This is a genomic window from Curtobacterium sp. VKM Ac-2865, assembly GCF_015350905.1.
Lineage (GTDB): Bacteria > Actinomycetota > Actinomycetes > Actinomycetales > Microbacteriaceae > Curtobacterium.
Genome location: NZ_JADKRZ010000001.1, coordinates 175033 through 188631 on the forward strand (window position 1 = coordinate 175033; position 13599 = coordinate 188631).

Sequence of the window (13599 nt, forward strand, 5' to 3'; positions counted from 1 at the left end):
GGCGCATAGGCTCGGGCCGTGTTCGAACTCCACCACCTCTCCGCGCAGGACCTCTGGGACTGGATCCGTCGCGGCGACACGACGGCCCGCGAAGCGACGGAGCACTACCTCGCCCGGATCGAGCGGTTGGACCCAGGGCTCGGGGCCTTCGTGACGGTCACGGCGGACGCTGCACGTGAGCGGGCCGACCGTCTCGGGCACCTGGTGCCGATGTCGCGGCCGCTGTGGGGCCTCCCGTCCGGCGACAAGGACCTGTACGACCGTGCCGGGGTCCCCACGCGCTCCGGCACCACGGCGTTGCCGGAGCGGCCGGCGGCGGCGGACCACCCCGTCGTCGCGGCCCTGGACGCCGCGGGGGCGGTGAGCCTCGGCAAGACCACGACGCCGGAGTTCGGGATGTCGTCGTCCTCCGAGACGCGGTTCGGCGTGACGCGGAACCCCTACGGGACGGACCTGGCGCCGGGCGGGTCGTCGAGCGGTGCCGCGGTCGCGGTGGCGGCCGGACTCCTGCCCGCGGCGGTCGGGTCGGACGGCGGGGGGTCGGTGCGGATCCCGGCGGCGGCGACCGGGCTCGTCGGCCTGAAGCCGAGCCGGGGGCGCGTGCCCTCGATGCCCGGGCGGTCCGGTGTCGGCGGGCTGTCGGTCGCCGGGCCCCTGACGCGGTCGGTGGCGGACGCGGGGATGCTGCTCGACGCGCTCGTGGCGCCGACCGGGCTCGACGAACCTGTGCCGTACGCGCTCGTCACGCCAGACGTCGGCGAGGGACCCTTCACCGCGGCGGCCGTGCGCGGCGAGGGGCGGTTCGTGCTCGGCGTGCTCGAGGGCTCGCCGTGGGACGACACCGTCGACGTCGTCGTGGACCCGGCAGCGCGGGCGGTGGTCGCGACGGCCGTCCGGGAGTTCGACGCGCTCGGGCACGGGATCGAGGACGTCCGGATGCCTTCGGTGCCCTACGGCGCGGCCTTCCGGGTGGCGTGGGAGACCTCGGCTGCGCGGCTGCCCGCCGTGCCCGGGATCGACCTGTCGGCGCTGACGCCGCTGGTGTCGTGGCTCGTCGCCCGGGGCCAGGCGTTGACCGGGACGCAGGTGCTCGACGCGATGACGGCGCTCGACGTGTTCTCCACCACGCTCATCCGGGCGTTCGACCGGTTCGACGCGGTGCTCTCCCCGACGCTGGCGCTCACGCCCCGGCCGCTCGGGTGGTACGGCGACGACCCCGAGGAGGACTTCCGCCGCCAGTGCGCGTACTCGCCGTGGACCTCGATGGCGAACGTGGCCGGGCTGCCCGCGATCACGCTGCCGGTCGGGGTCACGCCCGCGGACCACCCCGACGGTGCCGGGCTGCCGATGGGCGTGCAGCTCATCGGGCGGCCGGGTGGGGAGCGCACGCTGCTCGCGCTGGGGGCGCAGCTCGAGCGCCGGGTGCGGTGGCAGCGGAGGCATCCGCCGGGGTGGTGAGGGCGGGCGCCGTGTGCGGGCGGGTGTGCTCGACTCGGAACGACATCGTCGCTGTCGTACGACGTCGACGTTGTCGCAAGGGTGCCGTGCGGTCGTGAGGGTCCTGCCGCGCCCGACTCGGAACGACAACATCGGTGTCGTACGACGTCGAGTTTGTCGCGCGGGTGATGCGCGGCCGGTCGGGCTCGGCTCGCACGACTCGGAACGACATCGTCGCTGTCGTACGACCTCGATGGTGTCGGAACATGCGGACGCAGGAGATGTGCGTGCATGGAGCGACACGGCATGCGTCGACCGACTCGTGCTGTGTCGGACCATGCGGACGCAGGAGATGTGCCTGCATGGAGTGACACGGCGGGCGTCGTTCGACTCGTGCGGTGTCGGAGCCCGCGGACGCATGACCCGACCGTCCCGCCACGACCTGAATCGGAATGACATCGTCGCTGTCGTACGACCTCGACGGTGTCGCAACCTGCGGACGCAGCAGGTGCACGTGCATGGAACGACACGGCGGGCGTCGTTCGACTCGTGCGGTGTCGGATCATGCGGACGCACGAGATGTGCCCGCATCGAGCGACACGGCGGGCGTCGTACGACTCGTGCGGTGTCGGACCATGCGTACGCAGGCACTGACGCCGCGCCCGCGCCCTACGGCAGCGTCGGCGCCGCCTCCACCAGGGCCCGCGTGACGGGGTGCGTCGGCGCATCGAGCAGGGACACCGGCCCGTGCTCGACGATGCGCCCGGCCGACATCACCGCGACGGTGTCGCACAGCCGCTGCACCACGCCGATGTCGTGCGACACCAGGACGATCGTCAGCCCGAGCTCCGACGCCAGCGACTGGAACAGTTCGATCACCCGTGCGCGGACGACCACGTCGAGGGCGCTCATCGGCTCGTCCCCGAACAGGATCCGCGGCCCGTGGACGATCGCCCGCGCGATCGCGATGCGCTGTCGCTGCCCGCCGGAGAACTCGTGTGGGTACCGGTCGACCGCGTCCGAGGGCAGGTCGACGCGCTCGAGCGCGGACGCGACCATCGCCGCATGCGACGAAGCAGCACCAGCACCAGACACCCGCACCCGCATCGCCCGCAGCGGCTCCTCGACGATCTGCCCGACGCGCATCCTCGGGTCGAGCGACGCGTAGGGATCCTGGAACACCACCCCGGTCTCCCGCCGGAACCACCGCATCGCGGCAGCGGAGGCGGACGCGACCACCGGACGACCGGAGGCGGTCACGGTGCCGGCGGTAGGGGCCTCCAGGCCGGCGAGCAGTCGGACCAGGGTCGACTTGCCGGACCCGGACTCCCCGACGATCCCGAGCCGGGAACCGGCCGGGACCACCAGGTCGACGCCGTCCACGGCGGTGCGGATCGGTCCGGGCTCGAAGGGCCCGCGGCGGGGCAGCCGGTACGTCCGGTGCAGGCCGACGGCGGTGAGGGCGTCGGTCACGTGGTCCTCCTGGCGGTGGCGCGGGCTGCCGCGACGAGCGCTCGCGTGGTGGGGTGCTGCGGCCGGGCGAGCAGGTCGGCGACGGAACCGGACTCGACGACGCGGCCGGCGTCGAGCACGACGACGGAGTCGGCGATCTGCGCGAGCACCGCCAGGTCGTGCGTGACGAACAGCAGCGACACGTCGAGGCCGCGCAGCAGGTCGAGGATCCGCGCTTCGGTCGTGACGTCGAGTGCCGTGGTGGGCTCGTCCGCCACGATCAGCTCCGGCGACCCGGCCATCGCCATCGCGATGCAGATCCGCTGCCGCTGCCCACCGGAGAGCTGGTGCGGCCACTGGCGCAGCAGGGACTCCGGGTCGGGCAGTCCGACCGCGACGGCGAGTTCGAGCGTCGCCGCGTCCGCCGCCCGCCGGTCGAGCCCGCGGTGCAGCCGGAGTGGCTCCGCGATCTGCTTCCCGACGCGACGCAGCGGGTCGAGGGCCGTGCCCGGCTCCTGGAACACCATCCCGATGCGCGCCCCGCGGTACGCCGCGCGGGCCCGGTCCGGCAGTCCGAGCAGCTCCTCGCCGTCGAGCCGCACCGAGCCCGTCACGTCGGCGCCAGTCGGTTCCAGCCCCATCAGGGCCAGGGAGGTCATCGACTTCCCGGAACCGGACGCGCCGATCACGCCGACACGACCGCCTGGAGGCACGGTGAACGTCACGTCGTCGAGGACCGTCCGCCCCGCGATCCGGACCGACAGGCCGCGCACCTCGAGTCCGGTCGCCGCGGTCGTGCCCGTGGTCGGCACGTCGTCCCCGCTCACGCGGTCACCCCCGGCACGGCGGCGGTGCGCTCCGTGTCGCTCGCGCGGTCGCCGGTGGTCAGCCGCGGGTCCGAGGCGTCGCGGACGGCGTCCCCGAGCAGCGAGAGCGCCATCACGACGAGGGCGATGGCGGCCCCAGGCCAGGTCGCGCTCCACGGGTGCACGCCGATGTACGTCTGCAGGTCGGACAGCAGGTTCCCCCACGACGCCGTCCCCGATCCCGCGCCGTAGCCGAGGTAGGAGAGCCCGGCCTCGGCGAGCACCGCCGTGGCCATCGCGAGCGAGAGCTGCACGGTGAACAGCGGCGCCGCGTTCGGCACCAGGTGGCGCAGCAGCACCCCGCCGGGTCCGACGCCGGAGGCCCGGGCCGCGGTGACGTAGTCGCTCCTGGCGATGCGGCGGATCTCCCCGCGGGCGACCCGGGCGATGGTCACGCCGAACGCCAGCCCGACGGACACGATCACCACGCCGAGCGAGCCGCCGAACACCGCGGTGAGGAGCATCGCCGTCAGGAGCGTCGGGAACGCCACGAGGATGTCGAGGAGCACGGCCGTGCCCTCGCGGACCCAGCGTGCGGTGAGCGAGCCGATGGCGGTGAGCACGATGCCGACCACGCTCGCGATGACCCCGGAGCCGACCGCGACGAGCACCGTCGTCCTGGTGCCCGCGAGCAGGTAGCTGGCGATGTCACGCCCGATGCCGTCGGTGCCGAACCAGTGCGCGGCACTCGGCGGGTCCCACTGGTGGAAGGGGTCAGCGCGGAAGGGGTCCTGCGGCGTCCACACGAGCGACACGGCGGCGAGCACCACGAGCAGCCCGAGGACGACCACGGCGAAGACCCCGGTGGGGCGGTGGAGGAGTCGGCGGATGCTGGATCCAGTCATCAGGTGGCCTCCCGCTGCCGGGGGTCGAGCGCGCGGTGCACGACGTCGACCGCGAAGCCGACGACCAGCACGAGCCCGGTGAGCACGAGCAGCTCCGACTGCACCTTCGTGACGTCGCGGCGGCCGACGTCGGTGACGAGCATCCGGCCGACCCCGGGCAGCGAGAACAGCTGCTCGACGACGACCGCGCCGACCAGGAGCCCGGCGATCTGCACGCCGAGCACCGCGAGCACGGTCAGCGCCACCGACCCGAGCCCGTGCCGGAGCAGCGCCTGGGTGCGGGTGAGCCCCACGGCCGCGGCGGTGCGGAGGTGGTCGGCGTCGAGCACGGAGAGCGTCGCCGAGCGGGTGAAGCGGAGGATGACGGCACCCTCGACGGCGCCGATCGTCAGCGCGGGCAGCACGAGCGACGAGAACGCCCGCCCGGGTTCCGACCAGCCGTCGAGCGGGAAGCCCTGCGTCGGCAGCCAGTGCAGCGTCACGGCGAACAGCGCGACGAGCAGCATGCCGGCCCAGACGACCGGGACCGCGGCGACGGCCTGGGCCACGAACGCGATGACCGCCCCACCGGCACGGCGACGCAGCACCGCGGCGAGGACCCCGAGCGGGACCCCGAGCACGAGCGCCGCGGCGAGGGACATGCCCGCGAGCGGCAGCGTGACGCCGAGCTTCGCGGCGATCTCCGGGCCGACGGCGCCCTTCGTCACGAGGGACCGGCCGAGGTCACCGGTGACGACGCCGCCGATCCAGTCGAGGTACTGCAGCACCACGGGCCGGTCGAGGCCGAGCTGCCGACGGAGCTCCTCCACCTGCGCGGGCGTCGACTGCGTGCCCGCGACGACCTGGGCGACGTCGCCGGGCAGCACGCGGAGCGTGGCGAAGATGATCACGCTCGCCACGAGCAGGCCGACGACGAGCAGCAGCACCCGCCCGAGGAGGAACCGGGTCACGAGACGATGCTAGTTGCCCGACGCGACGGCGAGCTTCGACAGGTCGAGCCGCGAGTTGCCGCCGTCGTACGGGAACCCGGTGACGCCCTTCCGGATCGCCGTGATCTCCGTCGCGGTGTACAGCCACTCGCCGGCCGCGTCCTCGCTGACGATCCGCGCGGCCTGCTCCAGCGCAGCGGCCTTCTCGGACGCGGACGTCGTCGCGACGGACTCGGCGTAGAGCGCCTGCACGCGTGCGTTGTCGTACCCGAAGTAGTAGTCCGGGTTCGCCCAGTTGCCGAAGTCACGGGCCTCGACGTGGTCGACCATCGACAGGTCGAAGTCGCGGACGCCCGACTTCGGCGCCTGGAACACCGACGACAGCCAGGTGGCGAAGTCGACGCGCTTGACCGTCAGCGTGATCCCGACGTCGGCGAGCTGCGACTTCAGCACGTCACCGATCGTCGCCGGGTAGACGTTCGCGTACGTCAGCGTGAGCTTGAGGTTCGTCGCCCCGGCTGCGGCCAGGAGCTGCTTCGCGTTCGACGGGTCGTACGCGTCGATGTCCGTGAGGTCCTGGTACCCGGGGTCGAGCTCCGGGATCGGGCCGCCCTGCTCGACGCCCGTGCCGCCGATGGCCTTGATGAGCGCCTTCGGGTCGATGGCCTGCCGGATCGCCTGGCGGACCCGCTTGTCGGTGAAGGGTGCCTTGGCGTCGTTGAACGCGAGCGTGTACTTGTCGGTCGTCTTGCCGGAGTGCAACGCGATGTCGGGGTTGCCCTGCAGCTGGCTCTTGAGCGTGCCGTCGACGGGGTTCAGCACGTCGACGTCGCCGTTCGCCATCGCGTTGACGGCCGTGGACGGGTCGGTGATGTACCGGAAGACGATCGTCTTGACCTTCGCCTTCGTGCCCCAGTAGTCGGCGTTCCGGCTGAAGGTCAGCGAGTCGCCCTGCTTCCAGTTGGTGACCTCGAAGGGCCCGGTGCCGTTCGCGCTGTCCGACAGGTCGTTCTCCGCAGCCTTCTCCAGCACGAGCCCGGCACGACCGGTGAGGTTGAACAGCAGGTCCGAGTCCGGTTTCGCCAGCGTCAGCACGACGGTGTCGGACGACGGCGACGCGATGGAGCTGACGCCGGCGAGCTTGGCGGAGTCGACGTAGGAGGCGTTCCCCTTCGCCTGCTCGAGCGACCAGACGACGTCGGCGGCGGTGACGGGCTTGCCGTCCTGGAACGTGATGCCCTCGCGCAACATGAACGTGTAGGTCCGGCCGTCGGCGGAGACCTCGTGCTTCGCGGCCAGCACGTCGCGGATCCCGCCCGTCGGGGTCCGGCCGACGAGTCCCTGGTACACGTTGTCGATCAGGACCTGGTCGAGCGCAGCGCCGGACTGCGTCCGGATGTCGAGGCTCGTCGGTTCGAGGACCAGCCCGACGCGCACGGTCGCGTCGGCGCCGCCCGTGGGCTTCGTCGAGCCGGTGCACCCGGCGAGGGCGATGGCCGCCGCCACGGCGATCGCGGTCGCGGCGAGGACCGAGCGACGGACGTGCTGCCGACCGACGCGGGGGAGGGAGGGGCGCATGGGTGGTGTGTTCCTTCCGGGCGCACGGGGAGCGACGGTCGTCGCGCGCGCTCGGAAGAATCTACCGGCGGTCCGGGCGCTGTTCGACGCCGTACAACAAACCGTTACGGACGCCCCATTCCCGGATGGCGGCTGCGAGGTCGAGCGGCGCCTGCGTCTGGACGGCGTGCCGTGCCTCCACCGTGACGATGGTCGCTGCCGGCAGCCGTTCGGCGAAGGTCGTGACGAGCTTCGGCGACACGTAGCCCCGGTCGCCGCGGACGAGCAGGACCGGCACGTCGAGCGACTCCAGGTCCGGCCACGCGTCCGCGAACCGCCCGACCGACGAGGTCCGTCCGGCCGGCAGGTGCGGGAAGTGGTGCCGCCGCACCAGGCGTCCGTCCGCGCCGAGCCGGGTGGTGTGCCGGGCCTCGCGCAGCAGCACCTGGCGGTCGTCCCCGACCCTGGCCTCGACGGCCCGGTCGACGACCTCGTCGAGGTCCTCGAACGGCGGTTCGGACTCCAGCGCCCGGGCGATCCGGTCCACGGCGCGCTGGGCGAAGTCCGGCGACATGTCGACCAGCACCAGGCCGGTCACGCGCTCCGGCGCCGTCGCCGCGATCCGGGCCGCCAGGATCGCGCCGAGCGAGTGCCCCACGAGCACGCCGGGCGGCACCGCGAGCGCGTCGAGCGCCGCGAGGACCGCCGGAGCGGTCGCGGACGCCGCGTAGTCGGCGTCGTCCCGCCACGCCGAGCGGCCGTGACCGGGCAGGTCGAGCGCGACCGCCGGCTCGCCGACGGCGATCGCCGTCTGGTCGAAGCTGTGGGCGTCGATGCCGAGCCCGTGCAGGTAGACGACCCGGGCCTCCCGTCCGGTGTCCGCCGGGTCCTGCCAGCGGATCGCGGAGACGGCGCCGTGGCCGTCGGGTCCCGGCGTGGCCGGGATCTCCTGCCGGGAGGCTCGGAGCGGCTCCGCCACGCCGCTCGCGCGGGCCAGGTCGGGCAGGTCCCGGAACTCGTCGTCGTCCTCGTGCACGTGGTCAGTCTCGCACCGACCCGTTCCTGGGTGGGCTTAGGTAAGGCATGCCATACTTCTCCTGTGGCAGCCCGGTACCGTGTGTTCTCCGTCCGCGTGGCAGCCGTGTCCTCGCTCACACCCCACTTCGTGCGGGTGACGCTGACCGGCGACGAGCTCGGCGCGTTCTCCTCGGTGGGGCTCGACCAGCGGATCAAGGTCGTCCTGCCGATCCCCGGGCACGGGTTCACCGACCTGCCCGACGGCGAGGACTGGTACGCCGCCTGGCGCGCACTGCCCGACGACACGCGGAACCCCCTCCGCACCTACACCGTCCGGTCCTTCCGCCCCGACGCCCACGAGCTCGACATCGACTTCGTCGCCCACGGTGACACCGGCCCCGCGTCGCGCTGGGTCGCCGGGTGCGCGGTCGGCGACGAGCTCCGCATCGTCGGGCCCGCCGTGCCGTCGTCCCCGGACGAGCTGCCGTCGGGCGCCGCCGAGTTCGCCCCGGGAGCGGCGAACCGGATCCTGCTCGCCGGCGACGAAACCGCGGCGCCGGCCATCTGCGCCATCCTCGAGGCGCTCGACGTCACCACCGTCGGACATGTCTTCATCGAGGTCCCCACCGACGCCGACCGGCTGCCGGTGACCGCGCCCGCCGGGGTCGAGGTCCGGTGGATCGCCCGCAACGGGGCGTCGCACGGGGTCCGGATGACCGACCACGTGCACGCGTGGGCGTCGACCGCGGTGTCGCCGTTGTCGACGTCGGGTCTTGTGCCGATCGCCGGGGCGTCCGTCGCCGGGGTGGACGTCGCTGACGTGGAGCTGGCGGACGTGGACGTCGACCACCAGACGCTCTGGGACGTCCCCACCGCCGAGTCGCACCGCCCCGTGTACGCCTGGATCGCGGGCGAGGCCGCCTGCATCAAGGAGCTCCGCCGCCACCTGGTGCGCGGGGTCGGGCTCGACCGCAAGCAGGTCGCCTTCATGGGCTACTGGCGGCACGGCAAGGCCGAGAACTAGCCCGTGTCCGCCCCCGTCGCGCCCGTCGTCGGCGCCGTCCCCGCGACGGCGCTCGGTGCACGCGGCCTGACGCTCGCCTACGACGACCGCGTCGTGGTGGACGGCCTCGACGTCGACGTGCCCGACGGCGAGCTGACCGTCATCGTCGGCCCGAACGCGTGCGGCAAGTCCACGCTGCTGAAGGCCTTCGCCCGCACGCTGAAGCCGAGTGCCGGCACCGTGTTCCTCGACGGCGCACCGCTGGGGTCGTACCGCCCCAAGGCCGTCGCGCGCCGCGTGGCGATGCTCCCGCAGACGCCGATCGCCCCCGACGGCATCACCGTTCGCGACCTCGTCACCCGCGGACGCTTCCCGCACCAGGACCTCTTCCACCCGTCCTCCGGGTCCGACCGCGCCGCCGTGCAGCAGGCGTTGGTGCAGACCGACACCGCGGACCTCGCGGACCGCGGCGTCGACGAGCTCTCCGGTGGGCAGCGGCAGCGCGTGTGGATCGCGATGGTGCTGGCGCAGGAGACCGACATCGTGCTCCTCGACGAGCCCACGACGTTCCTCGACATCGCGCACCAGTACGACGTGCTCGAGCTCGCGGCAGCGTTGCACGCGGCGGGGCGCACGGTCGTCGCGGTCCTGCACGACCTGAACCAGGCGGCGCGGTACGCGACCCACGTCATCGCGATGCGCGAGGGCGCGATCGTGGCGCAGGGCCCGCCGGCCGCCGTGCTGACGGCCGACCTCGTCGAGGACGTCTTCGGCCTGCCGTGCGTCGTCGTCCCCGACCCCGAGACCGGCACGCCCCTCGTCGTGCCCCGTCGCGCGCGCTGACGCCGCGGCCGGCGGCGTTCGCTGCGTTGCGCTGAGGTCGCACTTCGTGTCGGGTCGGCTGGCGCCGAGCCGACACGAACTGCGACCTCACCGGGCCTGAGTGGTCGGGACTCCCCGCTCACGTTCGGCGAGTGGTCGCGTTCCGTCGGCCGGGAGGCCGCCGGCCGACCAGAGGCGACCGGTCGGCGGCGGGCCGGCAGGGTGTCGCGACCGCTCGGCGGACTCGAGGCGCGGTGCGTGGCCGGCACCTGACTCCCGTCCGGCGGGTGGTGAGGTCGCACTTCGTGTCGGGTCGGCTGGCGCCGAGCCGACACGAACTGCGATCTCAGCGGGCCCGAGTGGCCGGGTTCGGTCGGCCGGGAGGTCGACGGCGAGCCGTCGGGGTGTCGCGACCGGCCGGCGGACAGGAGGCGAAGCGCGGAGCCGCCCCGTGCCTCCCGTCCGGCGGGGGGTGAGGTCGCACTTCGTGTCGGGTCGGCTGGCGCCGAGCCGACACGAAGCGCGATCTCAACGGCCTGAGTGGTCGGGGTCCGTCGGCCGGGAGGCCGCCGGCCGACCGGGCGTGACCAGTCGGCGGTGGGCCGGCGGGGTGTCGTGGCCGGTCGGCGGACGGGAGGCGCGGTGCGGGGCCGCCACGAGCCTCCCGTCTGGCAGGGGGTGAGGTCGCACTTCGTGTCGGGTCGGCTGGCGCCGAGCCGACACCAAGTGCGATCTCAGCGGGCCTGAGGGATCGGGGTCCGTCGGCCGGGAGGCCGACGGCCGACGGGCCGTGACCAGTCGACGGCGAGCCGTCGGGGCGTCGTGACCAGTGGGCGGACGGGAGACGCGGTGCGTGGCCGCCACGTGCCTCCCGTCCGGCGGGGGGTGAGGTCGCACTCGGTGTCGGGTTGGCTGGCGCCGAGCCGACACGAACTGCGATCTCAGCGGGTGGTCAGCGGTAGCCGCCGTCCTCGAGGCCGGCCTCGACCTCGAAGCGGTTGCGCAGGGGGTCGCGGCCAGCGGCCGCGTAGAGCACGGGCATGAGCATGCCGTACCGCCGCCACTGCGCCACGTGCACTCGCTCGTGCCGGAGCACCCGGGGGCCGTCGTTGTCGCGGGTCAGGTAGACGGACCCGACGCAGGTGCCGCCGCGCCGGAACACCCAGCGCGGCAGCCCCGTGCAGACGATCAGCCCGTCGACGACCCGGACCGGGCCGGTCGACAGGGGCAGTCCGACGGCCAGGCCGACGAGCGTGCCGAACAGCCAACCGACCCGCGAGACGGGGGAGTCGAGCAGGGGGTTGCGCACCCGCTACTCCGGGCGGCCGTAGGTCTCGAGCAGTCGCAGCCAGATCTCGTTCATCGTCGGGTAGGCCGGGACGGCGTGCCACAGGCGGTCGATCGGGACCTCGCCGACGACGGCGATGGTCGCGCCCTGCAGCATCTCGGCGACGTCCTGGCCGACGAAGGTCATGCCGACGACGACCTTGCGGTCCTCGTCCACGACCATGTTCGCGCGGCCGACGTAGCCGTCCGCCTGGAGAGCGGCGCCGGCGATGTTGCCGAGCTCGTACTCGACGACGCGGACGTTGAGCCCCTGCTGCTTGGCCTTCTCCTCGGTGAGGCCGACGCTGGCGACCTCGGGGTCGGTGAAGGTGACCTGCGGCGCGGCCGCGTGGTCGGCGGTCGCGACGTGGGCGCCCCACGGCTCGGTGTGCAGCGGGGTGCCCTGGAAGCGGGCGGCGATGGCCTCACCGGCGGCTCGGGCCTGGTACTTGCCCTGGTGGGTGAGGAGCACGCGGTGGTTCACGTCGCCGACGGCGTAGAGCCAGTCGGTGCCGGTGACGAGCATCGTGTCGTCGACGTCGAGCCAGTCGCCGGCGGTCAGTCCGACGGTCTCGAGGCCGAGGTCCTTCGTGTGCGCGGCGCGGCCGGTGGCGGCGAGGACCTCGCTGGTGATGACGGTGGTGCCGTCGTCGAGGGTCGTCGTGACCAGGCCGTGCTCGTCGCGGTCGACGCGGGTGGGGTTGACGCCGGTGCGGACGTCGATGCCGGCCTCGCGCATCGCGTCGGCGACGAGCTCCCCGGCGAACGGCTCCATGCCGCCGAGCAGGCCGTGGCGGGCGACGAGGGTGACCTTCGCGCCGAGCGAGGCCCAGGCGGTGGCGAGCTCGGAGCCGGCGACGCCGCCGCCGATGACCATGAGGCTCTCGGGGACGTGGCGGGCGCTGGTGCCCTCGCGGGTGCCCCACGGCTTCGCGTCGGCGAGGCCGTCGATCGGCGGCAGGGTGTGCAGCGACCCGGTGACGACGGCAACGGCCGCGCGGGCGGTGTGGGTCTCGACCTGGCCGTCGGGGCCGGTGACCTCGATCGTCTTCGGGCCGGTGATCCGGGCGTGGCCGCGGAGCAGGGCGATGTCGGCGGACTCGAGCCAGGCGACCTGGCTGCTGTCGTCCCAGTCGCTCGTGAACGAGGTGCGGCGGTTGAGCACTGCGGCGGCGTCGAGCGTGCCGGTCACGGCCTGCTTCGCGCCGTCGAGCCGACGAGCCGCCGCGAGGGCGTGGCCGCTGCGCAGGAGCGCCTTCGAGGGCATGCACGCCCAGTAGGAGCACTCGCCGCCGACGAGCTCCGCCTCCACCACGGCGACCGACAGGCCGCGCTTGTGGGCGTAGTCCGCCACGTTCTCGCCGACAGCGCCGGCTCCGATCACGATGAGGTCGTAGTCCGTCATGTGGCCGAGCGTACGCGGACCGGCATGACCCGCGCCGAGTGGTCTGTGCCCCGGTGGAGAACAGGAGCGGGCAGGAACTTCAGGACACGCGGGACGCTGCCGACAGGGCACCGACGGCCCGCAGGATGACGCCCATGTCGTCGACCGCTCGGTCCGGGTCGACCGGGGCGAAGCCGGTGATGGCCGCGCCGACGAGTCGGCGTCCGCGGGTCGCCGCGTGGATCCGCTCGACGAGTCCGGCGCCGTCGAGGCCGAACGGCACGGGTTCGAGCAGGCCGTCGACCTCGGACGGGTCGAGGACGTCGAGGTCGACGTGCACGTAGACGGAGTCCGCTCCGGTGGCCTCGACCGCGGCGGCGAGGGCATCGGGCGTCGCGGCGTCGACGTCGAGGTGGTGGATGCCCGCGCGGGTGACGGCGTTCACCTCGGCGTCCTCGACCCCGCGGGTGCCGGCGAGGACGACCGACCCGGCGGCCACGGAGGGCAGGTCGGGGAAGAGGTCGTCCGGGCGGTCGACCAACAGCCGGAGCGCCGCGGTCTCGGCGGCGACGGGCTGGGCGCGGTTGAGAGGGCGGTACCCGCTGGAGCCCGAGATGCGCACGAACGCGGTGCCGGGGCCGAGTGCGACGCTGCCGCCGAGGGCACTGGCGCCGTCCCCGCCGATGACGAGCACCGGCTCGCTGGCGATCGCGACCTCTTGCGCGACACGGTCCGCGACCTGCAGCACCGAGGTGTACCGGGCGACGGCGGTCTCGAGGCGGTCGCCCGCGCCGACGGGGACGTCGACGACGGTGGTGGCGGCACGGGGGAGGTCGGCTGCGATCGCGGTCGCGCCGTCGCCGAGGCGCATCGCACGCGACGACGCCGAACCCTGCCACTGACCGACGACGAGGAACTGCATGTCCTCATCCTGTCAGGCGGGTCCGGCGTCGTCGCGGAT

Annotated in this window: 12 protein-coding genes; 3 read left to right on the forward strand and 9 right to left on the reverse strand. The window is 73.6% G+C overall.

The window, feature by feature from the left end:
* Window positions 1-18 precede the first annotated feature (18 nt).
* Entirely contained in the window at window positions 19-1458 is a 1440-nt protein-coding gene (locus tag ITJ54_RS00780) for an amidase (protein WP_194625464.1), read from the forward strand.
* A gap of 648 nt (window positions 1459-2106) precedes the next feature.
* Here ITJ54_RS00780 and ITJ54_RS00785 read toward each other — a convergent pair.
* The 6 genes from ITJ54_RS00785 to ITJ54_RS00810 all read right to left on the reverse strand — a co-directional run bounded on the left by ITJ54_RS00785 (window position 2107) and on the right by ITJ54_RS00810 (window position 8122).
* Window positions 2107-2910, reverse strand: coding sequence for a dipeptide/oligopeptide/nickel ABC transporter ATP-binding protein (locus ITJ54_RS00785; protein ID WP_323741543.1), 804 nt, complete (start codon window positions 2908-2910; stop codon window positions 2107-2109).
* A complete protein-coding gene (locus ITJ54_RS00790; RefSeq protein ID WP_323741544.1) occupies window positions 2907-3716 on the reverse strand; it encodes an ABC transporter ATP-binding protein in 810 nt (269 codons plus the stop codon). Before ITJ54_RS00790 ends, ITJ54_RS00785 begins: the two co-directional genes overlap by 4 nt.
* On the reverse strand, window positions 3713-4600 hold the full coding sequence (locus ITJ54_RS00795; protein ID WP_194625465.1) for an ABC transporter permease: 888 nt from the start codon (window positions 4598-4600) through the stop codon (window positions 3713-3715). The genes ITJ54_RS00790 and ITJ54_RS00795 overlap by 4 nt, the downstream gene beginning before the upstream one ends.
* A complete protein-coding gene (locus ITJ54_RS00800; RefSeq protein ID WP_194625466.1) occupies window positions 4600-5550 on the reverse strand; it encodes an ABC transporter permease in 951 nt (316 codons plus the stop codon). Before ITJ54_RS00800 ends, ITJ54_RS00795 begins: the two co-directional genes overlap by 1 nt.
* A 9-nt stretch (window positions 5551-5559) precedes the next feature.
* Entirely contained in the window at window positions 5560-7107 is a 1548-nt protein-coding gene (locus ITJ54_RS00805) for an ABC transporter substrate-binding protein (protein WP_194625467.1), read from the reverse strand.
* Between the two features lie 61 nt (window positions 7108-7168).
* Complete coding sequence (locus ITJ54_RS00810; RefSeq protein ID WP_194625468.1) at window positions 7169-8122, reverse strand: alpha/beta fold hydrolase; 954 nt, start codon at window positions 8120-8122, stop codon at window positions 7169-7171.
* Window positions 8123-8185: 63 nt separating this feature from the next.
* On the opposite strand from ITJ54_RS00810, the gene ITJ54_RS00815 reads away from it, so the two are divergent.
* Complete coding sequence (locus ITJ54_RS00815; protein WP_323741546.1) at window positions 8186-9127, forward strand: siderophore-interacting protein; 942 nt, start codon at window positions 8186-8188, stop codon at window positions 9125-9127.
* A 3-nt stretch (window positions 9128-9130) separates the two neighbouring features.
* Window positions 9131-9949, forward strand: coding sequence for an ABC transporter ATP-binding protein (locus tag ITJ54_RS00820; protein WP_194625469.1), 819 nt, complete (start codon window positions 9131-9133; stop codon window positions 9947-9949).
* 931 nt (window positions 9950-10880) lie between these two features.
* Here the strand turns inward: ITJ54_RS00820 and ITJ54_RS00825 are convergent.
* From ITJ54_RS00825 to ITJ54_RS00835, 3 genes are all read right to left on the reverse strand, one after another.
* Window positions 10881-11237 (reverse strand): Fe-S oxidoreductase, encoded by a 357-nt coding sequence (locus tag ITJ54_RS00825; protein WP_194625470.1) that lies wholly within the window; start codon window positions 11235-11237, stop codon window positions 10881-10883.
* Between the two features lie 3 nt (window positions 11238-11240).
* Window positions 11241-12659: a dihydrolipoyl dehydrogenase family protein gene (locus tag ITJ54_RS00830; RefSeq protein WP_194625471.1), complete on the reverse strand. Its 1419-nt coding sequence runs from the start codon at window positions 12657-12659 to the stop codon at window positions 11241-11243.
* Window positions 12660-12738: 79 nt separating this feature from the next.
* Window positions 12739-13560, reverse strand: a complete 822-nt coding sequence (locus ITJ54_RS00835) for an arginase family protein (RefSeq protein ID WP_194625472.1) — start codon at window positions 13558-13560, stop codon at window positions 12739-12741.
* Window positions 13561-13599 lie beyond the last annotated feature (39 nt).